25 protein-coding genes, 1 tRNA gene and 1 other RNA gene are annotated in these 23,545 nt (G+C 62.3%); 20 read left to right on the top strand and 7 right to left on the bottom strand.

What is annotated here, in order from left to right:
• Nucleotides 1-11 precede the first annotated feature (11 nt).
• Nucleotides 12-485 (bottom strand): thioredoxin fold domain-containing protein, encoded by a 474-nt coding sequence (locus ACYQ4Z_RS00485; protein WP_170141237.1) that lies wholly within the window; start codon nucleotides 483-485, stop codon nucleotides 12-14.
• Nucleotides 486-563: 78 nt separating this feature from the next.
• On the opposite strand from ACYQ4Z_RS00485, the gene hemC reads away from it, so the two are divergent.
• The 13 genes from hemC (at nucleotide 564) to ACYQ4Z_RS00550 (ending at nucleotide 11,690) form a co-directional block, all read left to right on the top strand.
• Nucleotides 564-1,526: a hydroxymethylbilane synthase gene (hemC, locus tag ACYQ4Z_RS00490; RefSeq protein WP_438438589.1), complete on the top strand. Its 963-nt coding sequence runs from the start codon at nucleotides 564-566 to the stop codon at nucleotides 1,524-1,526.
• Nucleotides 1,523-2,329: a uroporphyrinogen-III synthase gene (locus tag ACYQ4Z_RS00495; protein WP_145981782.1), complete on the top strand. Its 807-nt coding sequence runs from the start codon at nucleotides 1,523-1,525 to the stop codon at nucleotides 2,327-2,329. Before hemC ends, ACYQ4Z_RS00495 begins: the two co-directional genes overlap by 4 nt.
• Nucleotides 2,326-3,744 (top strand): uroporphyrinogen-III C-methyltransferase, encoded by a 1,419-nt coding sequence (locus ACYQ4Z_RS00500; protein WP_459859745.1) that lies wholly within the window; start codon nucleotides 2,326-2,328, stop codon nucleotides 3,742-3,744. Before ACYQ4Z_RS00495 ends, ACYQ4Z_RS00500 begins: the two co-directional genes overlap by 4 nt.
• Nucleotides 3,745-3,749: 5 nt before the next feature.
• On the top strand, nucleotides 3,750-5,045 hold the full coding sequence (locus ACYQ4Z_RS00505; protein WP_219972366.1) for a heme biosynthesis protein HemY: 1,296 nt from the start codon (nucleotides 3,750-3,752) through the stop codon (nucleotides 5,043-5,045).
• A 15-nt stretch (nucleotides 5,046-5,060) separates the two neighbouring features.
• Nucleotides 5,061-5,158: signal recognition particle sRNA small type (gene ffs / locus ACYQ4Z_RS00510), an RNA gene on the top strand.
• A gap of 17 nt (nucleotides 5,159-5,175) precedes the next feature.
• Nucleotides 5,176-6,870, top strand: a complete 1,695-nt coding sequence (gene dnaX / locus ACYQ4Z_RS00515) for a DNA polymerase III subunit gamma/tau (protein ID WP_459859746.1) — start codon at nucleotides 5,176-5,178, stop codon at nucleotides 6,868-6,870.
• A gap of 30 nt (nucleotides 6,871-6,900) precedes the next feature.
• Nucleotides 6,901-7,227: a YbaB/EbfC family nucleoid-associated protein gene (locus ACYQ4Z_RS00520; protein WP_459859747.1), complete on the top strand. Its 327-nt coding sequence runs from the start codon at nucleotides 6,901-6,903 to the stop codon at nucleotides 7,225-7,227.
• Between the two features lie 29 nt (nucleotides 7,228-7,256).
• Nucleotides 7,257-7,868, top strand: coding sequence for a recombination mediator RecR (gene recR, locus ACYQ4Z_RS00525; RefSeq protein WP_219972364.1), 612 nt, complete (start codon nucleotides 7,257-7,259; stop codon nucleotides 7,866-7,868).
• A gap of 88 nt (nucleotides 7,869-7,956) precedes the next feature.
• On the top strand, nucleotides 7,957-8,550 hold the full coding sequence (gene petA / locus ACYQ4Z_RS00530; protein WP_459859748.1) for a ubiquinol-cytochrome c reductase iron-sulfur subunit: 594 nt from the start codon (nucleotides 7,957-7,959) through the stop codon (nucleotides 8,548-8,550).
• A gap of 14 nt (nucleotides 8,551-8,564) precedes the next feature.
• A complete protein-coding gene (locus ACYQ4Z_RS00535) occupies nucleotides 8,565-9,830 on the top strand; it encodes a cytochrome b (RefSeq protein ID WP_119334398.1) in 1,266 nt (421 codons plus the stop codon).
• Nucleotides 9,827-10,582, top strand: coding sequence for a cytochrome c1 (locus tag ACYQ4Z_RS00540; RefSeq protein WP_219972362.1), 756 nt, complete (start codon nucleotides 9,827-9,829; stop codon nucleotides 10,580-10,582). The genes ACYQ4Z_RS00535 and ACYQ4Z_RS00540 overlap by 4 nt, the downstream gene beginning before the upstream one ends.
• Before the next feature lie 102 nt (nucleotides 10,583-10,684).
• On the top strand, nucleotides 10,685-11,287 hold the full coding sequence (locus ACYQ4Z_RS00545) for a glutathione S-transferase family protein (protein WP_119334400.1): 603 nt from the start codon (nucleotides 10,685-10,687) through the stop codon (nucleotides 11,285-11,287).
• 4 nt (nucleotides 11,288-11,291) lie between these two features.
• Nucleotides 11,292-11,690, top strand: a complete 399-nt coding sequence (locus tag ACYQ4Z_RS00550) for a stringent starvation protein B (RefSeq protein WP_219972360.1) — start codon at nucleotides 11,292-11,294, stop codon at nucleotides 11,688-11,690.
• 37 nt (nucleotides 11,691-11,727) lie between these two features.
• On the opposite strand, the gene ACYQ4Z_RS00555 is transcribed toward ACYQ4Z_RS00550, so the two are convergent.
• Nucleotides 11,728-12,990 (bottom strand): FAD-dependent oxidoreductase, encoded by a 1,263-nt coding sequence (locus ACYQ4Z_RS00555; protein ID WP_459859749.1) that lies wholly within the window; start codon nucleotides 12,988-12,990, stop codon nucleotides 11,728-11,730.
• Nucleotides 12,991-13,041: 51 nt separating this feature from the next.
• Between ACYQ4Z_RS00555 and ACYQ4Z_RS00560 the strand changes: the two genes are divergently transcribed.
• The 4 genes from ACYQ4Z_RS00560 (at nucleotide 13,042) to ACYQ4Z_RS00575 (ending at nucleotide 16,586) form a co-directional block, all read left to right on the top strand.
• Nucleotides 13,042-14,052, top strand: a complete 1,011-nt coding sequence (locus ACYQ4Z_RS00560) for a class 1 fructose-bisphosphatase (RefSeq protein WP_438438594.1) — start codon at nucleotides 13,042-13,044, stop codon at nucleotides 14,050-14,052.
• A gap of 197 nt (nucleotides 14,053-14,249) precedes the next feature.
• Nucleotides 14,250-14,540 carry a co-chaperone GroES gene (groES, locus tag ACYQ4Z_RS00565; protein WP_119334404.1) on the top strand — a complete coding sequence of 97 codons (291 nt, stop codon included), beginning with the start codon at nucleotides 14,250-14,252 and terminating at the stop codon, nucleotides 14,538-14,540.
• A 57-nt stretch (nucleotides 14,541-14,597) separates the two neighbouring features.
• Nucleotides 14,598-16,238, top strand: coding sequence for a chaperonin GroEL (gene groL / locus ACYQ4Z_RS00570; RefSeq protein ID WP_217126277.1), 1,641 nt, complete (start codon nucleotides 14,598-14,600; stop codon nucleotides 16,236-16,238).
• Between the two features lie 159 nt (nucleotides 16,239-16,397).
• Nucleotides 16,398-16,586, top strand: a complete 189-nt coding sequence (locus ACYQ4Z_RS00575) for a YjfB family protein (protein ID WP_219972352.1) — start codon at nucleotides 16,398-16,400, stop codon at nucleotides 16,584-16,586.
• A gap of 108 nt (nucleotides 16,587-16,694) precedes the next feature.
• Here ACYQ4Z_RS00575 and tgt read toward each other — a convergent pair whose 3' ends face one another.
• Complete coding sequence (gene tgt / locus ACYQ4Z_RS00580) at nucleotides 16,695-17,957, bottom strand: tRNA guanosine(34) transglycosylase Tgt (protein WP_219972351.1); 1,263 nt, start codon at nucleotides 17,955-17,957, stop codon at nucleotides 16,695-16,697.
• Between the two features lie 75 nt (nucleotides 17,958-18,032).
• On the bottom strand, nucleotides 18,033-19,109 hold the full coding sequence (queA, locus tag ACYQ4Z_RS00585) for a tRNA preQ1(34) S-adenosylmethionine ribosyltransferase-isomerase QueA (RefSeq protein WP_217126275.1): 1,077 nt from the start codon (nucleotides 19,107-19,109) through the stop codon (nucleotides 18,033-18,035).
• A 26-nt stretch (nucleotides 19,110-19,135) separates the two neighbouring features.
• On the opposite strand from queA, the gene ACYQ4Z_RS00590 reads away from it, so the two are divergent.
• A tRNA-Leu gene (locus tag ACYQ4Z_RS00590) sits at nucleotides 19,136-19,222 on the top strand.
• A 72-nt stretch (nucleotides 19,223-19,294) separates the two neighbouring features.
• Here the strand turns inward: ACYQ4Z_RS00590 and ACYQ4Z_RS00595 are convergent.
• Together ACYQ4Z_RS00595 and ACYQ4Z_RS00600 are read right to left on the bottom strand one after the other, a co-directional pair.
• On the bottom strand, nucleotides 19,295-20,338 hold the full coding sequence (locus ACYQ4Z_RS00595) for a cation diffusion facilitator family transporter (protein WP_459859750.1): 1,044 nt from the start codon (nucleotides 20,336-20,338) through the stop codon (nucleotides 19,295-19,297).
• The gene (locus ACYQ4Z_RS00600) at nucleotides 20,338-21,249 is read right to left on the bottom strand and encodes a LysR substrate-binding domain-containing protein (RefSeq protein ID WP_219972348.1); all 912 of its coding nucleotides are present in this window, start codon (nucleotides 21,247-21,249) and stop codon (nucleotides 20,338-20,340) included. Before ACYQ4Z_RS00600 ends, ACYQ4Z_RS00595 begins: the two co-directional genes overlap by 1 nt.
• A gap of 111 nt (nucleotides 21,250-21,360) precedes the next feature.
• Between ACYQ4Z_RS00600 and ACYQ4Z_RS00605 the strand changes: the two genes are divergently transcribed.
• Nucleotides 21,361-21,735 (top strand): HPF/RaiA family ribosome-associated protein, encoded by a 375-nt coding sequence (locus tag ACYQ4Z_RS00605; RefSeq protein ID WP_170141241.1) that lies wholly within the window; start codon nucleotides 21,361-21,363, stop codon nucleotides 21,733-21,735.
• A gap of 41 nt (nucleotides 21,736-21,776) precedes the next feature.
• Nucleotides 21,777-22,541: a Bax inhibitor-1/YccA family protein gene (locus ACYQ4Z_RS00610; protein WP_459859751.1), complete on the top strand. Its 765-nt coding sequence runs from the start codon at nucleotides 21,777-21,779 to the stop codon at nucleotides 22,539-22,541.
• A 118-nt stretch (nucleotides 22,542-22,659) separates the two neighbouring features.
• Here ACYQ4Z_RS00610 and folE2 read toward each other — a convergent pair whose 3' ends face one another.
• Nucleotides 22,660-23,478 carry a GTP cyclohydrolase FolE2 gene (gene folE2, locus ACYQ4Z_RS00615; protein ID WP_119334412.1) on the bottom strand — a complete coding sequence of 273 codons (819 nt, stop codon included), beginning with the start codon at nucleotides 23,476-23,478 and terminating at the stop codon, nucleotides 22,660-22,662.
• Nucleotides 23,479-23,545: the final 67 nt, after the last annotated feature.

Consider the following 23,545-nt stretch of genomic DNA (forward strand, 5'->3'; position numbering starts at 1 on the left):
GGTTTCCTGAATCAGCGGTTTGCAGCGTGCTGGAGCTGCGCTTCGCCGTCTTCGATCAATTGTTCCAAATAGTAGCTGTAGAACGACTCATCCGGAAGCCCGATGAGCGGCGGTGCCAAGGGCTTGCCGTCGCCATCCACCACCATCACCGTTGGCGTGAGCGTCCCTTTCATCACCCGCGCGAATGCGGCATGGTGCGTGGGGTTGCCTTGAAAATCGATCAGCGGGAGGTCGGCGCGGTCGGCTTCGATGCGACGAAAACGAGCGCGGTCGCGGCGGCTCTGTGCGACGCTTTCCAGATAGCGTTGTGCGCGGACACAATAAGGACATTCGCGGCGTTCGAAGTAAAGCAGAATGGGTTTGCGGGTGGTTTTCGACCAGGCACCGTCCGCGGCAAGGTCGGTAGCGGGCGGTATTTCCGTGTGCGTCTTGGAGATGGGTTCGGTTGGCGCGGCGAACGCGGGTGATACAATCAAAAAAAGCAAGGACGTCAGGGTTCCGAACAGGAGGTGCCGTAACGCTGGTGCGCCCTGACGCCAACGCGCCACGAAAAAGGAACAACGATGCCGCATCATGGTACTCCGTCCCGTTTGGTGATCGCAACCCGGGAAAGCCGCTTGGCGCTCTGGCAAGCGCGCCATGTCCAGAGTCTGTTGCAACGATTGTATCCCGATTGTACGGTCGAACTCTTGGGAATGACAACGCGCGGTGACCAGATTCTCGACCGTCCGCTTGCGAAAATCGGCGGAAAGGGGCTTTTCGTCAAGGAGCTCGAGGTGGCGCTCCTCGAGCGTCGTGCCGACCTTGCGGTCCATTCGATGAAAGACGTGCCGATGCTCCTCGATGGCGCTTTCCGGCTCGCGGCGATCCTCGAACGCGAAACGCCGCAGGATGCGTTCGTCTCGAACCGCTACTTCAGCCTCGACGATTTACCGCCCGGCGCAGCGGTGGGCACCTCGTCGTTGCGCCGCCAGGCGCAGTTGATCGCGCAATACCCCTATCTGAGCGTCGAACCGCTGCGGGGCAACCTCGATACGCGGCTGCGCAAGCTCGACGAGGGGCGGTACGACGCGATCATCTTGGCTTCCGCGGGGTTGAAACGGTTGGGGCTCGGGGCGCGCATTCGCAGCGTGTTGCCGGTGGCTGAGATGCTCCCGGCAGCGGGCCAGGGGGCGTTGGGTATCGAAGTGTTGACCGATCGACCCGATGTCGCCGAATGGCTCGCGCCGCTGCACGACCCCGAAACGGCGGCGTGCGTCCTCGCCGAGCGGGCGTTCGCGCGTCGGCTGGGGGGCAGTTGTGAGGTGCCGATTGCAGCGTACGCAACCCCGTCAGACGGGCAGATTTGGCTGCGCGGTTTGGTTGCCGAACCCGATGGCAGCGAAATTTTTCGCGGCGAAATACGTGGCGCGTTCGCCGAGGCCGAAACGCTCGGACTGCACTTGGCGGAGCAGTTGATCGCCGAAGGGGCAGAAGCGCTCGTTGCGCGGCTCGCGTGCAACGCCCAAGCTGGATTGGGGTCGTGACCACAGCGCAAAACATGGCGATTGTGGCAGAAAAGCCCGCCGTCTGGGTCACGCGGCCGCTTGCGCAAACCGAGCGGCTGAGCGCACTCCTGCGCGCGCACGGCTGGGAACCGATCGTCGCGCCGCTCTTGGCTATCGAACCGACGGTCACCGAGGAAGCGGCTCGCCAGTGGTCCGAGACGCTCGACGGCTATCGTTGGGTCTTTTTCGTCAGCGCCAACGCGGCGCAGATCGCGGTGCCAGCCATCCGTGACCACCGCCCGTGGCCGCCCGGTCCAGCGGTTGCCACCGTCGGTGCGGGCAGTGCTGCTGCATTGCGGGCGCTCGGTTTCCCCGATGTGTGGTACCCTGTGGATGGCGCCGACAGCGAAGCCGTGTTGGCTGCGTCGTGGACGCAACCCGAGCGCGTTGCCGGGCAGTCGCTCCTCATCGTCAAAGGAGAAGGGGGGCGCGGTCTGCTGACCGAAGCGCTCAGAGCCCGGGGCGCGGAGGTGCACGAATGGATCTGTTACCGCCGACGCGTCGCGCGTTGGCTGCCGCACCATTGGGAACCGTACGCACAAGGGCGGATTGCGGCGCTCCTTATCACCAGCAGTGAAGCAGCGCGGGGATTGCCCGAGGCGATGGGCGCGGAACGCTTCGAAAAGGTGCGTGAACGCCTCTTGGCGGTCGCCAACCATCCCCGCGTCGCTGAGGCGCTGCAGACGTTGGGGTGGCGGCACGTCGTCACGGCGCCGCGTCCGGGAGACGACGCGTTGGTGGCGACGCTACAGGAATGTTATTCGCGGGAGAAGGTGCAATGACGCAAAAAGGGAACCCACGCGCGCGTTCCGATAAGCGCGCAAGGACGGACGAGGCGGAAACGCTCAAAGACAAGGACAGCAAGGACAGTAAGGACAGCCAGCAGGAGTCCGTCAGCGAAAACGCCGCGGAGACGAATCGCACGGAGGTTGTCGAAGAACAATCCGCGTCACCCGGGGCGGGTGCGGAAACGGAACCGTCTGCCCCCGCGGACACCGCGCGTGCAGCGGCGTCCGATGGCGCAGTGCAACCGGAGCAGACACCCGTACAACCCGAAACGCGTTCGCCTCAGGCCAACAACGCGTCTCGGGCAGGCGTGTGGCTCGGCGCGGTGGCGCTCCTCGTTGCGTTGGGTGGGTATGGATACACCCAGTATGTCGTCAAACGGGCGCTCGATCAGGCGCTCGCCGAACGTGCCGAATGGGCGGCGCAAATCACCGCGGTCACCGATCAAGTCAAGACCCAGCAGGCCGTTTTGCAAACCGTCCAGCAGCAGGTTGCCGGACTCGTCGGTGTCGACGCCCAAATCACCGCACTCAAAGAGCAATTGAGCCAACTGGAGACGGCGTTCATCGAGACGCGCGAGCGGCTGGCACGCAACGAAGCGGCGCTCGATCGCCTGCAAGGTATCGCGAAAAGTGCGGCCGAAATGACCGAGGCGTTGGCGAAACTCGGGGATCGGCGCTGGGTCGTCGAAGCGGGCGAGGCACTGGCTTTCGCGCAACGGCAACTGGCGTGGGATGGCAATCTCGACGCCGCGCAAGCGGCGCTCGCGGCGCTCGCTGCCCGACTCAAAGAGGCCGACCGGCCGCTTTTGCGTGAACTGCGCAAAGCCGTCGAAGCCGATCTCCTGGCCGTTCAATCGGCGCCGCGCGTCGATGTCGACGGCATTTTGGCCAAGCTCGACGCGCTCGACGACGCGATCGCGAATGCTCCGTTCGCCTATCTTGCCGAGGTCGATCCCAAGCACAAAGTGGCGGATACCGCAGACGCCTCCGCGCCGTGGTACCAGCGGGCGTGGGCGGCATTGGTCGCGTTCGGTCGCGCGGTTGGCCAAGAGTGGGCCGACTGGCTGCGGTTGGAACGGCTGGACGCCACCGCGCCGGAACTGCTTTCGCCCGAAGCGGCGACTACGCTGCAGCTCAACATCAGCACCTGGATCGCCGCAGCGCGCGTTGCCGCGCAAAGGGGAGACGAAACGGCGTACCAAACGGCGTTGGCGAAACTGGAAAAGACCCTGGCGCGTTACTTCGACCCGAACGCGCCGGCCACCCAGGCCGCAAACGCGGCGATCGCCGCGCTCAAAGCCGAGCGCGTCCATGCCGAACGGCCCACGTTGGCGCGTTCGCTCAAAGCGCTCTCGGAAATCGAGACGCGCCTGGCAGCGCCTGAGATGCAACCCATTGGCAAGGAGTGACTGCAATGCGAACCGTCCTTGCTGTCTTGATCGCCGCGGTTGCAGCGGTGGCGTTTGCACTTTGGTTCCAGACGTTGGATGGCTACGTCGTCGCGGTGTTTCCGCCCTACCGTTTTCAGCTCTCGAGCCAGCTGCTTGTCTTGCTGGCACTGCTGTTCCTCTTCGTGGGATACGGCGTGCTCAGACTGGTGGCGCGGATCATTGGCACCCCGGCTTCGGTTCGCCACTGGCGGGAGCGCCGTCGCTTGCAGCGTGCGCTCGATGCGCTGGAAATGGCGGTCGTGGGATGGGAACTCGGCAAACCCAAAATGAGCTTCAAAGCCCTCGACCGTGCGTACCGGCTCAAGCATGGCGCCGCGGCGGCAGCGGCGGCAGCGTGCGAAGCGGCGTTGGCCGTACGTGACGAAGCGCGCGCCGAAAATGCGTTGGCGCGGATTCCGGACGTCGGCGACTGGATGGCCGTACGGCAGGTGTTGGAAGCCCGTTTCGGTTTGGTTTTTCGCCGCATCGATCGGTTGGAGGCTGCGCTGACGGCGCTCGAACGGGGCGGTAAAGTTGCGCCCACCGTCCGCGAGCGGTTGCGCTTGGAAGCGGGAACACAGCTCGAGCGCTGGGAGATGGCGCTTGAGGCCGCGCGCAAACTGCGCCGTCATGATGCGTTGCCCGCGCCGGAATTCTTGGCGGTGGCGGTAAAAGCCTATCCGGCGCTGCTTACAGACGCGTTGCGCCGCGAGCGCACTTTTGACGCGTGGTGGGAGTCGCAACCCAAAGACGAACGGCAATTGCCCGCGATCGTTGCTGCGGTGATCCGCACGTTGCGCAGCGAAGGGGAAGTGGCACAGGCGCTGCGGCTTGCCGAAACCTTCCTGCGCCGGCGCTATGCCACCGAAGTCGTTGCCGAGCTCTTGCCGTTGCTTCCTGCGGAACCGGCTTGGCTCGACCGCCTGGAGCGCTGGCTTGGTGACAACGAAAACGATCCCGTCCTGCACGAGGCGCTGCTGCGTTTGACCTTGGGGCTGCAGCTCTGGGGCAAAGCCAAAGGTCACTATGCGCAGCTGTTGCAACTCGATCCGGTGCGCGCGCGGGTTGTCGCCGCGGAAACCCTCTTGCCGACGGAACGCCTGGCGTTGCCGTGGGATCGTGCGTCGAACGCGACCTTCCCCGTTTCGCACAGCACGGAAAACGCAGCGGGGGCGGACGCCCCGGCGTCCGAAGCAGAGCGGACGGCATCCCAACCTCCCGCCGCGGAAGCTGCGGCGGATACCGAAAGCGAACCGAACCCAACCGCGCGCAAGCCGTGATATGATTCACCCTGCGGCGGGTCGCCCCGCATGGCAGCGTGGGAACCGGGTCAGGGCCGGGAGGCAGCAGCCCTAACCACATCCTGCCAGTGCCGGGGGTCCGGCTCGCCGTCTGACTCGATGATCGCTTATGACCCAATTGGCCCTGGCGCGTAAATGGCGCCCTCGTGATTTCTCCGCCCTTGTCGGTCAAGATCACGTCGTACGTGCGCTCACCCATGCGCTGACCACTGGACGTTTGCACCACGCCTATCTCTTTACCGGTACGCGCGGTGTCGGGAAAACCACGATCAGTCGGATCCTGGCCAAAGCGCTCAACTGTGAACGCGGCGTGGGTGCCGAGCCGTGTAACGCGTGCGCGGCGTGCCAAGCGATCGACGCCGACCGCTTTCCCGATTACGTCGAAATGGACGCCGCCTCCAACCGCGGCGTCGACGAAATGGCAGCACTTCTTGAGCAAGCCACCTACGCACCCGTTGCCGGGCGGTACAAAGTCTATATGATCGACGAAGTGCACATGCTCACGGGGCATGCGTTCAACGCGATGCTGAAAACGCTCGAAGAGCCGCCCGAGCATGTGAAGTTCGTGTTGGCGACCACCGACCCGCAGAAAATCCCAGTCACGGTGCTCTCGCGCTGTCTGCAGTTCAACTTGCGTGCCCTTTCTGCGGCCCAGATCGCAAGCCGAGCGGCCACCATCCTCACCGAGGAGGCGATTCCGTTCGAACCGGCGGCGCTGCAACGGATCGGCCAAGCGGCGCGCGGTTCGATGCGCGACGCGCTGTCGCTGCTCGACCAGGCGATCGCCTATGGCGCCGGTACCGTGAGCGAAGCCGCGGTGAGCGAAATGCTCGGCTTGGTGAGTGAAACGGTGTTGATCGAACTCCTTGCGGCGTTGTCCGCGCACGCGAACGACCGCTACCTCACGCTCGTAGCGCAGCTTGCGGAAACAAGCGTCGCGGTGGATGCGGTGCTGGCGTCGCTGGCGCAACTCATCCACCGCGTCGCCCGTCGGCAATTCGGCGGCGCGCCCCTCGAAGACGCGCGTCTGGAAGCGCTCGCGCACGAATGGGATCCGGAGTTCGTGCAGTTGGCGTACCAGATCGTCGTGCATGGGCGTCGTGACGTGCCGCTTGCGCCAGACGAACGAACGGGGCTCGAGATGGTGCTGCTGCGTCTCTTCGCGTTCGCACCGCAACAGCAACCCAATGCGCCGCCCGTGCCCGCAGGTCCGGCCCCAGAGCCGGTCCTTGCGCAACCACAGCCAGCGACGCCAACAACCGTCGAAGCGCCTGCGCTGGCCCTTCAAAACGAGGAGCGCAGCGAACCCCCAAAGCCGTTTCGCCCGGCGCCGCAACCGCAGAAGACGGCGCCGCGGCAACGTGACGATGCCAAACCGACAGCGACAAGCAGCGCGGCAAACCGCGCGTGGCTCGACCTGTTTCCGCGCCTCGAACTGGACGGGTTGGCTCAAACGTTGGCGTCGCATTGTGCCGTGGTCGCCGACGACGGCACAACCTGGACGATGGCGGTCGACGCACTCGCACACCACTGGTTGAAGGCGAAGCCGGAATTGACCCAGCGCGTCGCATCTGCGGTTGCTGCCGCAGCGCCCAGCAAATGGCAGCGTCGTTTGCGGTTCGAGGCCGCTACTGACGTCGCCGGCACTCCGGCGAAAGAAGAAGCGGCGCACTGGGCGGAACGCAAACGGCGGATACTCGACAAAGCATCCCAGCTCCCCGGCGTTCAGGTGCTCTGCGAACGGCTGGGGTTGAGAATCGACCCCGACGCGGTGCACTGGCCAGAACGCTCCGCTGAGGGATAATCGCAGTTGTTGTGAAGAGAGGAAAAGACGATGTTCAACAAAGCGGCCATTTCGGGTCTGATGCGCCAAGCGCAGAAGATGCAGGAAGAAATCCAAAAGATTCAAGAGGAGCTCGCGCAGACCGAGGTCGAAGGGCAGTCGGGCGCTGGGTTGGTCAAGGTGGTGATGACCTGTAAGCACGACGTGCGACGCGTCACCATCGACCCTTCGGTGCTCGATGATCGCGAGATGCTCGAAGACCTCATTGCGGCAGCGTTCAACGACGCGGTCCGCCGTGCCGAAGCCACGGTGCAGGAGAAAATGGGGGAAGCCACCGCTGGGCTGCCCCTGCCGCCGGGCATGAATCTACCGTTTTGACACCGTAACGCCGTCGAGGTCAGTTGCGGATGAGCCAAGCACTCAATGAATTGATCGACGCGCTGAAGCACCTGCCCGGTTTAGGGCCGCGCAGCGCACAGCGGCTCGCGCACTATCTCCTCAACCACGACCGTGCTGCCGCAAAACGCCTCGCGCGCGCGTTGGCGCGCGCGGCAGAGGTATTGGTGCACTGCGCCGAATGCAACACCTTTTCCGAAACACCGGTCTGCGCGCGTTGCGCAGACCCCGCGCGCGACCGCAGCGTCGTCTGCGTGGTCGAAACCCCGGCGGACCTCGAGGCGCTCGATGCGGCGCACGTGTTTCAGGGGTGCTATTACGTGTTGATGGGGCGGTTGTCGCCGCTCGATGGCATCGGGCCGAAGGCGTTGGGTGTCGAGAAACTTCTGGCGCGCATTGCGCGACCGGAAGTCCAAGAGGTGGTGCTCGCGACCAATTTCACTGCCGAAGGAGAAGCAACCGCACAATGGTTGGCCGAGCGAATCGCCGCGGCCGTGCCCACGTGCAAAATCACCCGTTTGGCGCGCGGGGTGCCCGTCGGCGGCGAGCTGGAATACGCCGATCCGGCAACGATCGCCTACGCTTGGCACGATCGGCGCGCGCTCATCGATCAACAGAGTTGATCTATATCATCATTTCGTTTGGCGCTGGTTGGTTTCCGTTTCGAGCAGCGCTATAATCGTTTAGATTTGGGCATCCGAGGAGAAAACGATGACACATACTGCCGAGCCGATGGACGACAATCGCCGGCAACTGCTGGTCGCAACGTCGGTTGTCGGAGGCGTAGGCGCGGTCGCGCTCGCAGCGCCGTTCGTCGCCAGTTTTGCCCCTTCCGAGCGCGCGAAAGCGGCGGGAGCGCCGGTCGAGGTCGATATTTCGAAAGTGCCGCCGGGCGAGATGATCGTCGTCGAGTGGCGCGGGAAACCCATCTGGGTGTTGCACCGCACCCCTGAAATGCTCGAGTCGCTCAAAGCGGTGCGCGAAAAGCTCGCGGATCCGGACTCCGAAAAATCGATCCAGCCACCTTATGCGAAGAACGAGCACCGCTCGATCAAACCGGAATTCCTGATCGTCGAAGGAGTGTGCACCCACCTCGGATGTTCCCCGTCGCCAAAATTCCAAGTGGGTGAGGCGAGCGGGATCAGCGCCGACTGGGTTGGCGGATACCTCTGTCCGTGCCACGGCTCGATATTCGATCTTGCCGGTCGTGTTTTCAAGCACATGCCGGCGCCCACCAACTTGCCCGTGCCGCCCCACAAGTACCTCACGGAAACGAAGGTGCTGATCGGCGAAGACAAAGCGTGAGGCAGGAGTGAACCATGACGAGTAAATCCGGCTTGCTGCAGTGGATCGACGAGCGTTTCCCGCTCTCGTCCACGATTGAGGGGCACCTCACTGGTTATTACGCCCCGAAAAACCTCAACTTCTGGTATTTCTTCGGTTCGTTGGCGCTGCTGGTGTTCGTGATCCAGATCGTCACCGGAATTTTCTTGGTGATGAACTACAAGCCCGACGGCACCTTGAACGCTGCTGGGGTTCCGGTGGCGTTTGCCAGCGTCGAATACATCATGCGGGAAGTGCCCGGTGGTTGGTTCATCCGCTACATGCACTCCACCGGCGCGTCGGCGTTTTTCATCGTCGTCTATCTCCACATGTTCCGCGGGCTGCTCTACGGCTCGTACCGCAAACCGCGTGAGCTCCTCTGGATCATCGGCGTACTCATCTTCTTGGCGCTGATGGCCGAAGCGTTCATGGGCTACCTGTTGCCGTGGGGTCAGATGTCCTTCTGGGGCGCGCAGGTGATCATCAACCTGGTCTCCGCGATTCCCGTGATCGGTCCAGACCTGGCGGTCTTCGTTCGCGGTGACTACGTGATTTCGGACGCGACGCTCAACCGCTTCTTCTCGCTCCATGTGATCGCGGTGCCCTTGGTGCTGCTGCTTCTGGTTGCGGCGCACATCGTCGCGCTTCATGAAGTGGGTTCGAACAACCCGGACGGCATCGAGATCAAGAAGAAGAAGGACGCTACGGGCAAGCCGCTCGACGGGATCCCGTTCCACCCCTACTATACGGTCAAAGACATGGTCGGGGTGGCGGGCTTCTTCATCGTCTTCTTCGCAGTGGTCTTCTTCGCGCCGGAAGGGGGCGGTTACTTCCTCGAAGCGAACAACTTCATTCCGGCCGATCCCTTGAAGACGCCGCCGCATATCGCGCCGGTGTGGTATTTCACGCCGTTCTATTCGATCCTGCGCGCCGTCACCTACCCGCTCTTTGGGTTGGACGCGAAGTTTTGGGGCGTGGTCGCAATGTTCGCCGCGGTGCTGATCATCGCGTTCTTGCCGTGGCTCGACCGGTCACCGGTGAAGTCGATCCGCTACAAAGGCCCGATCTTCAAGATCGCGCTCACCCTCTTCGTGATCGCGTTCCTCATCCTCGGCTATCTGGGCGTGTTGCCGCCGAACCCGACGCGGACCCTGGTCGCGCAGATCTGCGCGGTGATCTACTTCGCGTTCTTCCTGTTGATGCCGTGGTATAGCAAGATCGACCCGTGCAAACCCGAACCGGAAAGGGTGACCTGGAAATGAAGACGAACTGGATTTCATGGCTCAAAAAAACGGCGGCAGTGCTCGCTGCCGCGCCAACGTTGCTCTTTGCCGCCGAGGCAAACGTCCACATCGACAAGGCGCCGGTTTCCACCAATCCGGTCGACCTGCAACATGGGGCGAAGCTCTTCGTCAATTACTGTCTCAACTGCCATGCGGCGAGCATGATGCGGTACAACCGCCTTACCGAAATCGGGCTCACCGAACAGCAGATCAAGGACTATCTGCTCTTTACCGGTGAGAAGGTCGGGGACCTGATGACGATCGCGATGCGTCCTAAAGACGCGAAGAAGTGGTTTGGCGCGACGCCGCCGGACCTTACCCTCATCGCGCGTCAGAAGGAGACGCTTTCCTATTCGGGTGCCGACTGGCTCTACACCTACCTGCGCACGTTCTACCGCGACGACAGCCGTCCTATCGGATGGAACAACGTCGTCTTCCCCAACGTCGGGATGCCACACGTGCTCTGGGAGTTGCAAGGTATCCAGGTAGCGGAGAGGAGCAAGGACGAACACGGTAACGAGCACATCAAACTGTCGCTCGCCAAACCCGGATTGCTTTCGCCCGCGGAATACGACAAGGCCGTTGCCGATCTCGTCTCGTTCTTGCAGTGGATGGGCGAACCGGTTGCCGAGAAACGCAAAACGATCGGCATCTGGGTGATGCTCTACCTGGTGGTCTTCTTCGTCCTCACCTATCTCCTGAAGAAGGCGTACTGGAAAGACGTCCACTGATTTCCATGCCGGGGAACGTTCCCTGCGGAACTTCCTCGCCAAGTGTTGGTCGCACCGCCGAACCGTTTCGGCGGTGCGTTTTCTATTGGAGGAAAGCTGACGATGATGAACCTCTATTCGAGCGCAACCGATCCCTTCAGCCATCGTTGCCGCATCGTGCTCTTCGAAAAAGGCATGGACTTCGAGGTAACCGATGTCGATCTGCTCGACAAACGCGAAGAGGTGCAGCGCATCAACCCCTACGGTCGCGTCCCAGTCCTGGTCGACCGTGAATTGATCCTGTTCGAGCCCAATATCATCAACGAATACATCGACGAGCGTTTTCCGCACCCGCAATTGATGCCCGCAGACCCCGTTGGTCGCGCGCGCGCGCGGCAATTGTTGGCGACGCTGGAACACGAAATGTTCCGCCATATGCGGGTGCTGGAGGAGAGCGAAGACGAAAGCGAAAAAGAGCGGGTGCGCAAATACCTGGCGGAGCAGCTCGAACAGCTCGCGCCGCTCCTCGAGCGGCAAAAGTTCCTTTTCGGTGAAGAGTATTCGATGATCGACGTCGCGATGGCGCCACTCTTGTGGCGACTCGAACATTACCAGATCAGCCTGCCCAAAGGGGCTGCAGTGATCCACAAGTACGCGGAGCGGATTTTCAGTCGCCAGGGATTCATCGACGCGCTCTCGCCAGCCGAAAAATTGATGCGGAGTTGAGCCGATGCTGCCGCCCTCCAGTAAGCCCTATCTGGCCAAAGGGATGTGGTCGTGGTGTGTCGACCACGGTCTCACCCCGTACCTCAGTGCCAAAGTGGCCGGTGCAACCGTTCCCAAAGGGTACGACCGAGACGGTGAAATCGTCCTGAACCTCAGCCCGGAGGCGATCAACGGCCTCACGTTCGAACCCGAAGGGATCGGTTTTCAGGCCCGTTTTTCGGGTCAGGTCTTCGACGTCTGGATTCCGGCGGAAAACATCGTCGCGCTCTTTGCCAAAGAGACGGGGCACGGGATCGCGCTGCCCAACGAAATGTTTACCGCCGACGAGCCGGGTGGCGAGAAACACACGCCGCCCGAATCGCCCGGAAAAGGGGGCAGCCCCGGTTTCAAACGGGTCAAATGACCATCAACTGAGAGTGACACGCCTGAACATGCCGAGGTCAGGTGAGGAAAGGAAAGGCGACGCTGGGTGGGTCGCCCGCAATCAACCCGGCAATCGCTTCGGCGGAACCGCAGGCGAGCGTCCACCCAAGCGACCCGTGGCCGCTGTTGATCCAGACGTTGCGGTAACGCGTCTTACCGATCAGCGGCACACCGCTGGGCGTCATCGGCCGTAACCCAGCCCATTCTTCGGCTTGCGACCAATCGACGGCATCGCCGCCCCACTGTCGTCCCCAACGGTAGAGGGAAACAAGCCGCGCCGGATCGGGACGGTCGTCCATTCCCGCCAATTCGGCAGTCCCCGCGATGCGCCAACGATTCCCCAGGCGCGACGCGACGATGCGATGGGACTCATCGGTAAGTGAAACCGTTGGGATGCGCTCCGGGTCGCGGATCGGAAGGGTCAGCGAATACCCTTTCACGGGGTGGATCGGAACGTCGCCAAGCAGTGGACGGGCCAGGGCGCGGCTTCCGACCCCTGCACACAAAACGTAGCCGTCCGCTTCAAGGGTCGTTTCCGTTGCCGCGTGGGGCTCCCGCGCATGGATGCGCAAGCGCGCTTGACCGTCGGCACGAAACTGCCAGCCGATCGCGGGGGTGTGGGTGCGGATCGTGACGCCCGCCGCCGCGCACCGTTCCGCGAGAGCGAGGGTAAAGGCGTGCGCGTCACCGCTCTCGTCGTCTGGGGCGTGGAGCGCTCCGTACAGTCGATCCCGATGGGGCGCGAGTGCCGGTTCGATTGCGATCGCTTCGTCTGGCGTGCAGGGCACCGCGCGAATACCAAGTTCGGCCAACTCGGCGGCGTGCGCTTGGCCGTGCTGCCACGCTTTTTCGTCGAAAAAGAGGTGGAGGATTCCGCGGGTCACCGCGTCGTACTGCAACGCCAACTCGGAGCGCCAGCGGCGCAGTACCGACAGACTGAATGTGCCCAGCGCGGCGATCGCACGCGTATTGCGCCGGTGCCGCTCGGGGAGACACTCGCGCAAAAAGAGCGCGAGCCACCGTGCCTCGACACAATCCCATTTGGGTTTCCAGTGAAACGGAGCGTCCGGGTTGAAGAGGGATTCCATTGCGATGCGCGGTGCTTGCGGGCTCGACCACGGGTGGGGGTGGCTCACCGAGATCTGCGCCCCGTTCGCGTAACAGGCGCCGCGCGCCAGCGTCTCGTTGGCTTCGATCACGGTGACGTCCCAGCCGCGCAGGCGACACGCCCATGCGGTCGTGATCCCGATCACGCCGCCGCCGATGATGACGAGGTGCATGGTTTGGCGTCCTCTGACGGATAATAACGTTTTACCCACGAAGGGGGCAAAATGTTAGAGCGCATCAGTCTATCGCAGTTCCTGATCGAAGCGCAACGGGAAGGCAAGCTCGACGCGAACTTGCGCCTGTTGATCGAAGTGGTCGCACGCGCCGCGAAAGCGCTCGCGGTAACGATCGGCAAAGGGAGCTTTGCGGGAATCCACGGCGAAGCAGGAAGTCACAACGTCCAAGGCGAAGCGCAGAAAAAGCTCGATGTGATCGCGAACGAGCTGCTGCTTCAGGCCAATGCCTGGGGCGGTCACCTTGCGGCGATGGCCTCTGAGGAAGAGGAGACCATCTGCCTGATACCGGAGCGTTACCCGCGCGGTGGCTATCTCCTGCTCTTCGACCCTCTGGATGGGTCGTCCAATATCGACGTCAATATCTCGGTGGGAACCATCTTCAGCGTGTTGCGCAATCCACGGCCAGAAGGGTGCCCCACCGAAGCCGATTTCCTTCAGCCTGGCAAGCAACAGGTAGCGGCCGGGTACGCGATCTACGGGCCGACGGCGCAACTGGTGCTCTCTTTTGGGCACGGGGTGCACGAATTCACCCTGGATCGCGAGTTTGGCGCGTGGTTTTTGAGCAAACCAACGATCACGATCCCCGAAGAGACGGCCGAATTCGCGATCAACGCCAGCAACCGCCGTCACTGGTTTCCGCCGGTAACCCGCTATATCGACGAACTCCTCGCGGGTAAAGAGGGGCCGCGGGGGCGCGACTTCAACATGCGCTGGGTGGGTTCGATGGTGGCCGACATGCACCGCATCCTCACGCGCGGTGGCATCTTCCTCTACCCGGTGGATCGCAAGACCCAGGCGAAGGGGGGAAAATTGCGGCTGCTCTATGAGGCCAACCCCATGGCGTTTCTGGTCGAGCAGGCAGGGGGTATGGGTACCGACGGCGAACGGCGGTTGCTCGAGATCGTGCCCGAACGACTCCATCAACGGGTCGGTGTCGTGCTCGGTTCCAAAGCCGAGGTCGAACGCGTCGCGCAATACCATCGCGAAATGCGTTCCTGAAAGCCGCCGCATGCGGCTGACGAGCCCGCTAGAGCCAGGCGTTGCGCCAGCCGATCCCGATCGATACGCAAAGGGGGCGATTGCCCCCTTGATTTTTTTGTGCGCCTACCCTATCATTAGCACTCGTTAGGTGCGAGTGCTAACAACACTCCACCCGCTGGGAAAACTGTGTCACAAGGAAAAAGGAGAGGTCTGTCATGAAACTGCGTCCGTTGCATGACCGTGTCGTCGTCAAACGTATCGAAGCTGAACGCAAAACCGCCAGTGGGATCGTGATCCCCGATACCGCTGGGGAGAAACCGGATCAGGGCGAAGTGCTCGCCGTGGGGGACGGCAAGATTCTCGACGATGGCAGCAAACGCCCGATGGCGGTGAAAGTGGGCGACAAAGTGCTCTTCGGCAAATACGCGGGCCAGACCGTGAAGGTCGAGGGCGAAGAGCTCCTGGTGTTGCGTGAAGACGACATCATGGCAGTGATCGAAGCGTAATCCGTTGGGCAACGCATCAAAACGCGAAACCAACCCAATCACGAAGGAGCAGAAACAATGGCAGCCAAAGAAGTCAAATTCCACGACAGTGCGCGTGAACGCCTGGTTGCAGGGGTCAACCTCCTTGCCAATGCGGTGAAAACCACGTTGGGGCCGAAAGGGCGTAACGTCGTGATCGAGCGCAGCTTCGGCGCGCCGATCGTCACCAAGGACGGCGTCACCGTTGCCAAAGAGATCGAACTCAAAGACAAGTTCGAAAACATGGGCGCGCAGATGGTCAAAGAGGTGGCCTCGAAGACCGCTGACGTCGCCGGTGACGGGACGACCACCGCTACCGTGCTTGCACAAGCGATCGTGCGCGAAGGGATGAAGTACGTCGCCGCCGGGATGAACCCGATGGACCTCAAGCGCGGGATCGACAAGGCGGTGACCGCGATCGTCGAAGAGCTGAAAGCGATCTCCAAACCCTGCTCGACCACCAAAGAGATCGCGCAAGTGGGTACGATCTCGGCGAACGCCGACAGCTCGATCGGCGAGATCATCGCACAAGCGATGGACAAAGTGGGCAAAGAGGGGGTGATCACCGTCGAAGACGGCAAGAGTCTCGAAAACGAGCTCGAAGTGGTCGAAGGGATGCAGTTCGACCGCGGCTACCTCTCGCCCTACTTCATCAACAACCCCGACAAGCAAGTCGCGGTGCTCGACAACCCCTACATCCTCTTGCACGACAAGAAGATCAGCAACATCCGCGACCTCTTGCCGGTGCTCGAACAAGTGGCGAAAGCGGGCCGGCCGCTCCTGATCATCGCGGAAGACGTCGAAGGCGAAGCCCTTGCCACGCTCGTGGTGAACAACCTGCGCGGCATCCTCAAGACCTGCGCGGTCAAAGCGCCGGGCTTCGGTGATCGTCGCAAAGCGATGCTGCAAGACATCGCGATCCTCACCGGCGGTACCGTGATCTCCGAAGAGGTCGGTCTTTCGCTCGAAAAGGCGACCCTCGAAGATCTGGGTCAAGCCAAGCGTGTCGAAGTGGCGAAAGAGCACACCACGATCATCGACGGTGCGGGCGACCCGGCGAAGATCCAAGCGCGCGTCAAAGAGATCCGCGTGCAGATCGAAGAAGCCACGAGCGACTACGACCGCGAAAAACTGCAAGAGCGTGTCGCGAAGCTCGCGGGTGGCGTTGCGGTGATCAAAGTCGGTGCCGCGACCGAAGTCGAAATGAAAGAGAAAAAAGCGCGCGTCGAAGACGCGCTGCATGCAACCCGCGCCGCGGTCGAAGAAGGGATCGTGCCGGGTGGTGGCGTGGCGCTTCTGCGTGCCCGTGAAGCGGCGGTCGCGAAAGGGCTCAAGGGCGACAACCCCGACCAGGAAGCCGGGATCAAGATCGTGCTTCGCGCGGTCGAGCAGCCGCTGCGCGAGATCGTCGCGAACGCGGGTGAAGAGCCGAGCGTGATCGTCGCGAAGGTGCTCGAAGGCAAGGGCAACTATGGCTACAACGCCGCAACCGGCGAATTCGGTGACATGATCGAAATGGGTGTGCTCGACCCGACCAAAGTCACCCGCTCGGCGCTGCAAAACGCCGCGTCGGTCGCTGGCCTCATGCTCACTACCGAGTGCATGATCGCCGAAGCGCCGAAGGATGAGAAAGCCGCTGCGCCGGCTGCGGGTGCCGGCATGGGTGACATGGACTTCTGATCGGTCTGAGGTCCTGTACCGAACCTCATCACGATCCCACTCCCATTGGGGGTGGGATTTTTTTTGTTTTCGCGAGCGTGTCTTCAAATAGCTCAAGTAATTGGCATTTCTGCCGTTAACCCAATAGAATGAAAAGCGCCCAGGGCGCAGGAGCAGACGATGGATACCATGGACGTGACCCAGATCGCGAGCGTGATGCAGCAAAATCAAGTGACCACTGCGATTCAAACCGCCGTCTTGAAGAAAATCAACGACGTGCAAGAGCAGACGGCGCTATCGCTTTTGGCCGCGTTGCCGCAACCGAGCAACCCGCCCCATTTGGGCAACACCGTCGACGTGAAAGCGTAATCGGTGCGTTTCGGCGCGGTAACGGTCTGCGTTCGTGCGCTCCCGCCTGCAAACCGAAGCGGGCAGCGGTAAGCGGTGCAATCGGTAGTACAACCGGCAGTGGTAGGTTCAAGCGCGGTTTCCCTCCTGCCGGTCACGCAGCAAACGCGCAGCGGTTTCGGCAAAGGTGTCGTGTTCGATCGCCGTGCGCAATTCCGCCATGAGGTTGTGGTAGTAGCGTAGGTTGTGCACGGTGTTGAGGATGCTCCCCAGGATTTCGCCGGCGCGGAAGAGGTGGTGCAGGTAGGCGCGGCTGAAATGGCGGCAGGTATAGCAGTCACAGGTCGGGTCGAGGGGTTCGGTGTCGTGGCGGTAGCGCGCCTGTTTGATCTTGATGTCCCCGTATCGGGTAAAGAGGTGGCCGTTGCGCGCGTTGCGGGTGGGCATCACGCAGTCGAAGAGGTCGATCCCATGCTGTACGCCCACGATGAGGTCTTCGGGCGTGCCCACGCCCATCAGATAGCGCGCCTGGTTTTCCGGTAGCTGCGGTGCCGTATGGGCCAGGATGCGGACCATCTCCGCTTTGGGTTCGCCCACCGAAAGACCGCCAATGGCGTAGCCGTGAAAGCCAATCTCCAGCAATCCGGCCAGTGACGCGTCGCGTAACGGCTCGTACATGCCCCCTTGCACGATCCCGAAAAGCGCATTGGGGTTTTCCTGCTGGTCGAATGCGGTTCGGCAGCGCCGGGCCCACCGCAACGAAAGGCGCATCGATGCCGCCGCTTCGTCGAAGGTCGCGGGGTAGGGCGTGCATTCGTCGAAGACCATCGCGATGTCCGAATCAAGCACCGTCTGAATTTCGATCGCGCCTTCGGGGGTGAGGAACCGCTTGCTGCCGTCGATCGGGGAGGCGAAACGAACCCCTTCTTCGCTGATTTTACGCAGCGCGCCCAAAGAAAAAACCTGAAAGCCGCCCGAATCGGTGAGGATGGGGCGGTTCCAACCGATGAAACGGTGGAGTCCCTGAAAGCGCTGGATCACCTCCAGACCCGGGCGCAACCAGAGGTGGAAAGTATTGCCCAGGATGATCTGCGCACCGATCGCTTCGAGCATCGCTGGGGTCATCGCTTTGACGGTGCCGTAGGTGCCCACCGGCATGAACGCGGGGGTTTCGACGGTTCCGCGGCGTAGGCGTAACCGTCCGCGCCGCGCCGCCCCCGAGCGGGCAAGCAGCGTGAAAGCGGCGCGCGGTGGCGGAGTTGGCGCGTCCGTTGCGTCTGGCGCATCCGGTAGGTCTTGGGGTTGCGCAGCGTTTGGGAGGGTGGGTACGCGTTGCAAGGGCACCGGTTCGCATGGTGTGCCAACGTCAGGGTAAGGGGGTCGATCGTTCATCGGTGCGCTTTCCAGTGTGTCTCGTGGCAGGGAACGCCAGCGATCGGACCGTGCTTCTGCTGTTTGCTTCTGGGGTCAATGGGTTTCATGCGGCGCCCAATCCGTGTCGTAGCGTTGCGGCAGGAACATCGCGTCGCCGTAGCTGAAGAAGCGGTAGTCGCCTGCGAGTGCGTGCCGGTACGCGGCCATCGTTCGCTGGTAGCCGGCAAACGCTGCGACCAGCATGATGAGGGTCGAACGCGGGAGGTGAAAGTTGGTGATGAGGGCGTCGACCACCTGAAAGCGGAAGCCCGGTCGGATGAAGAGGTCGGTTTCGCCCTGTCCAGCGCGCAGCCTGCCCCAGTGGTGTGCGGCCCCTTCAAGCGTGCGCATCGCGGTGGTGCCTACCGCGATCACCCGTTTGCCGGCAGCTTTCGTGCGCGCGATCGCTTCGACCGTGGCTTCGGGTATGACGAAGCGTTCGGCATGCATGCGGTGTTCGCTCACCCGCTCGGTGCGAACCGGTTGAAAAGTGCCTGCACCGACGTGCAAGGTGACCCACGCCAGCCCCACCCCCTGGTTTTGCAATTGCGCAAGAAGTGGCTCGGTGAAATGGAGCCCCGCGGTGGGCGCAGCGACCGACCCCGGATGGCGCGCAAAGACGGTTTGGTAGCGGGTTTCGTCGGTCTCTTCCGGCTGACGCTCGAGATAGGGGGGGATCGGCAGTTGCCCGAAGCGTTCGATCCAGTCGAACAAGGTGCCGTCGTCGCGCAGTCGCACGTGAAAGAGGTCGCCATGGCGATCGACCACTTCGACGGTAAAAGCCTTCGCCAGGTGTAACGTCGTTCCGGGTTTCGGCGACTTGCTGGCGCGCACCAGCGCGAGCGCCTCTTTTTCCCCGATCAGCCGCTCGAAGAGCACTTCGACTTCGCCCCCCGTCGCTTTGTGGCCAAAGAGGCGGGCATGGATCACGCGGCTGTCGTTGAGCACCAGGAGGTCGCCGGGTACGAGCAGCGCAGGAAGATCGCGGAACGTTCGGTCGTCGAAACGTTCTTCGCCGACGACGAGCAGACGGCTCGCGTCACGTTCGGGTTGTGGGTACCGGGCAATCCGCTCGGGCGGAAGCGGAAAATCGTAGGCATCGAGCCGATCGAGCTCTTGGCAAAGTCTCATTTCTTTCCTATAATAGTTGCTCTCAAGCCGAGATGGCGGAATTGGTAGACGCAGCGGACTCAAAATCCGCCGGTGGTGACACCGTGAGGGTTCGACTCCCTCTCTCGGCACCAACAGAAGCGCTATTTTAGCAGCGCAAACCGCTTGAGAGAGCCGCGCGCTCGTTTCCCTTCACGGTATCTTCCTCATTTCTGCGCCGTTTCCGTGCGATAGCTCTGGGTAACGCATGTGTTGCGGGTAGCGTCTGCCGCGCATGGGTCGCGTTCCGGTTGGAAAGTGGTGTGGTGGATTCCTGCCGAACGGGCTTTCGCTTCGAGTTGCGCCAGCGTTTCCGGCCACGCGGTGAGTGTCTCGACCGTGACGTGCGCGGTCAGCGCAAACCGTTCCCCCGAAAGGGACCAGACGTGCAGGTCGTGGATTTCGCGCACGTTGGGGGTTTCGGCAAGCGACTGCCCCAAGGTGGTGAGCGCCACCGTCGGCGGTACGCCGTCGAGTAGCCGGGTCAGCGCCTCTTTGAGCAGGCGCAAGCTGGCGTGCGCAACCAGCGCCGCAATGAGGAGCGACAGCAGCGGGTCGATCGGGGTCCAGCCGGTGGCCCAAACGACGATTCCTGAGAGAATCGCAGCAACCGAGCCGAGCAGATCGCCGATCACGTGCAACAGCGCTCCTTTGAGGTTGAGGTTTGCTTCGCCGAGTGCGGCGGAGTGCTCGGGTTCGTGGTCGGTTTTGCGTGCCGGTTCAGGTTTGTGCTGGTGTCCCGGTGCGTGACTGAGGTCGTGACCGTGATCATGATCATGATCGTGATCACGGGAATGGGCGTGGCTATGTGCGTGCCCGCCCAGTAGCCAGACGACCAGACCATTGACGGCGAGCCCAATCACCGCAACACCCACTACCAACGGTCCGTCGATCGGCGTTGGGTTGCGCCAGCGCTGCCACGCTTCCCAGACGATTCCGGCAACGATCACCAGCATCGCGGCGGCATTGACGAGCGCGGTGAGGAGTTCGGCACGGCCCCATCCGTACGAAAAGCGCGGGCTGGCGGGACGGTTGGCAAGCCACGCGGCAAAGAGCGCGAGCGCAAGTGCCGCCCCGTCGGTCACCATGTGGCTCGCGTCGGCAAGGAGCGCGAGCGATCCGGCGAACCAGCCGCCGAGCGCTTCGATGAGGGCGAAACCGAAGGTGACGGTGACCGCAAGGGTGAGCCGTTGTTGTGTCGTCCGATTCATCAGGGGGTTTCCTTTGTCGGCTGGGCGGATGACGGCACGGATGCGGCGCGAAACGTCTGGCTCAATTGTACGACGGCCGGATGGTGGCGTTTGCGGCGGTGGCTGATCAGCCAGTAGCGCTCGTGCAGTTCGGCGATGTTGCCGAGCGGCACCAGCCGCCCATCTTGACAGAGTGCGTCGCTCAGGAGTTCCGGCGCGGTGAAGATGCCATCGCCCAACCGGGCCATTTCGACGAGAAGTGCCGTATCGGCGAATTCGCCCGCGATCGTCGGGGTGACGCCATGTGCCTGGAGTTGCGCAAGTAGGGTGACGCGCGCATGCGTCGGCGCGGCGGGCAGCAGCAGCGGGATGTGCGTGAGGTCCGACCACGTAATCGGGCCAGGGCCCCAACGCGGGGCGCCGTACCACGCGACCGGGGTATCGAGCAGACACTGACTGAAGAGCGGCAATGCCGGATCGGCCGCGGGCGGGATGTCGCTCAAGATCAGGTCGAGCGCTCCTGTTGCCAACGCCCCCAGGAGTTGCGCAAAGCGTTCTTCGCTCACGTGTAGGGTGACCGGCTGTTCGAGTGCGCGAAGTGGCGCCAACAGGTGGGCGGCGATGGCCTTGGGCACACTGTCGAGTAGGCCCACTTTGAGCCGCAGGGTAGGACGGTCGCTGGCAAGCGCCTGTTCGAGTGCCTCGGTGAGGCGCAAGATTTCGTCGGCGTATTGCAGCGTGAGTTCTCCTGCGGGGGTGAGGACGAGGCGGCGTCCTTGGCGCTCGAAGAGCGGTCGTCCTAAATGGTTTTCCAGCGCAGCGATCTGCGCGCTGATGGTCTGTGGCGCCAGGCCACTTGCTTCGGCCGCGCGTTGGATGCCACCGCGGTGCGCGGTGAGCCAGAAGTGGTGGAGTTGTTTGAGACTGATCATCCGATTTTTTCGAACAAAAGGTCTAATAAAATCTGATTGTATCGGGTTTTGAGTGATGCTATAAAAGTAATGTGCCACAGAGCCGTGGCAGGACGGAAGGAGATACGCGTAATGGAACAACCCAAAGAGAAAAAAGGGTGGTTTGGTCTGCGGCGGACGAAAAGTGCGCTGAAACGGCTTCCGATAGAAGTCGTGTGCTCTGAGAGCAACGCGCCATTGCAGCCGGAGGTCGAGGGGCGTTTTCGCCGTTTGATCGCGCAGGTGAAAGGGCGCGTGGCGTGGACGCGGATCAAGCTCCTCGATGTGCGCGACGAAACCGGAGTGTTGATGAAACGGTGCGTCGTGCAGATGCGGTTGCGCCATTCGCCGCAAGTGGTGTTCGCGGTCACCGCCCATTCGGCACGTGAGGCGCTTGCCGAAGCCTCTGCGCGACTCGAGCGGGTGCTGGCGCGCCGATTGCAACAGAGTGTCCCGGTGGGTGTCTGAACCATAGTGGGTTTTGGGTTTGACCAATGAAAGGAGGTATGATGAACGTTCCTTCTGAGCAAAACCGTTCGGCAACGGGCCGGACGCTGACGTGGGAAGAGTTGGAAGCGCTGCGTCAAGCACGCGACGGGGCGACGCCGAGCGAACCGACGTTTTCGTCGGAGGCGCCGACAGTCGATACTGTGCGGGCACAGAAGGTATTGCGCAACACCTTCATGTTGCTGGCGCTGACGCTGGGCTTTTCTGCGCTGACCGCCGGCGCGGCGATGGTGCTGGGGTTGCCCCATCCCGGGATCCTCGTGACGCTGATCGGTTATTTCGGGTTGCTCTTCCTGGTCCATAAACTGGCAAACCGCCCGGCCGGGATTGCTGCGGTCTTTGCGCTCACGGGCTTCATGGGGTACACCCTGGGTCCGATCCTTTCGGCCTACTTGAAATTGCCCAATGGTCCGGAGATCATCTTCCAGGCGTTTGCGGGAACGGCGGTGATCTTCCTGGCGCTAGCGGCCTATGCGTCGACGACGAAGCGGGACCTTTCGTTCCTGGGCGGCTTTCTCTTCGTCGGGATCCTGGTCGCGTTCCTGGCCGGTTTGGCGGCGATCTTCTTCGAAATCCCGGCGCTGTCGCTCACCGTTTCGGCCGCGTTCGTCCTGTTGATGGCGGGATTCATCCTCTTCGAGGTGAATCAGATCGTCCGCGGAGGAGAGACGAACTATATCTTGGCCACGGTCGCCCTCTTCGTCAGCATCTATAATCTCTTTACGAGCCTGCTGCACTTGTTGGGGGTGCTGAATAGCGACGAGTAAAGGAGCGTATCCTGATTGCCAAAGCGCGAAAGGCCACCGGTTGGCGGTGGCCTTTTTCATCGATTCATTCAGAAAAACCTGCCACGGCGGGTGTGGCTGGTCTTTGCCCCGCGGTGCGTTATTTCGGCCCTTCGATGAGCGCGTAGGCCGAGTGGTTGTGGATCGATTCGAAGTTTTCCGATTCGACCACGTAGCGGACGATTCGCGGATCACGATTGAGGCGCGCAGCGACGTCGCGCACCAGATCTTCGACGAATTTGGGGTGGTCGTACGCGTACTCGGTGACATATTTTTCGTCGGGCCGTTTGAGGAGTCCGTAGAGCTGGCAGCTGGCTTCGGTTTCGGCGATGTCGATCAGTTCTTCGATCCAGACATGATCCGCGAGCGTTGCGGTGATCGTGATGTGGCTGCGCTGGTTGTGGGCGCCGCGCTCTGAGATTCGCTTCGAGCAGGGGCAGAGTGAGGTGACCGGTACGACCACCGTCAGGGTGAAGCGGTACCGGTTGCTTTCGTCGATCTCGCCGATGAAGGTGACGTCGTAGTCCATCAGACTTTCGACGCCGGAGACCGGCGCTTTTTTGAGGACGAAGTAGGGGAAGGTCATCTCGACGCGCCCGGTGGCGGCTTCGAGCCGTTCGACCATGTGGCGGAGCATCGGCTCGAACGATTCCACCGACAGTTCGCGCTCTTGCTGGTTGAGGATCTCGACGAAGCGCGACATGTGGGTGCCTTTGAAGTGGCGCGGCAACCCGACATACATGTTGAAGGTGGCCACGGTGTGTTGCACGCCGCCGCTGCGGTCGGAGACGCGTATCGGGTGGCGGATGCTTTTGATGCCAACCCGGTCGATGTCGAGGTTGCGGTGGTCGGCCGAACCTTGAACGTCCGGCATTTCGTGGGCGACGTCGGCAAGTGGCGGTTGGGCGATCTCTGTCATGGGCCGTTCCTTGTGGGTTGATTTGTTGACTGTTTTCGTAGGATTTTTTACCTGTTTCCGACCGCGA

Source organism: Hydrogenophilus hirschii, from assembly GCF_054656675.1.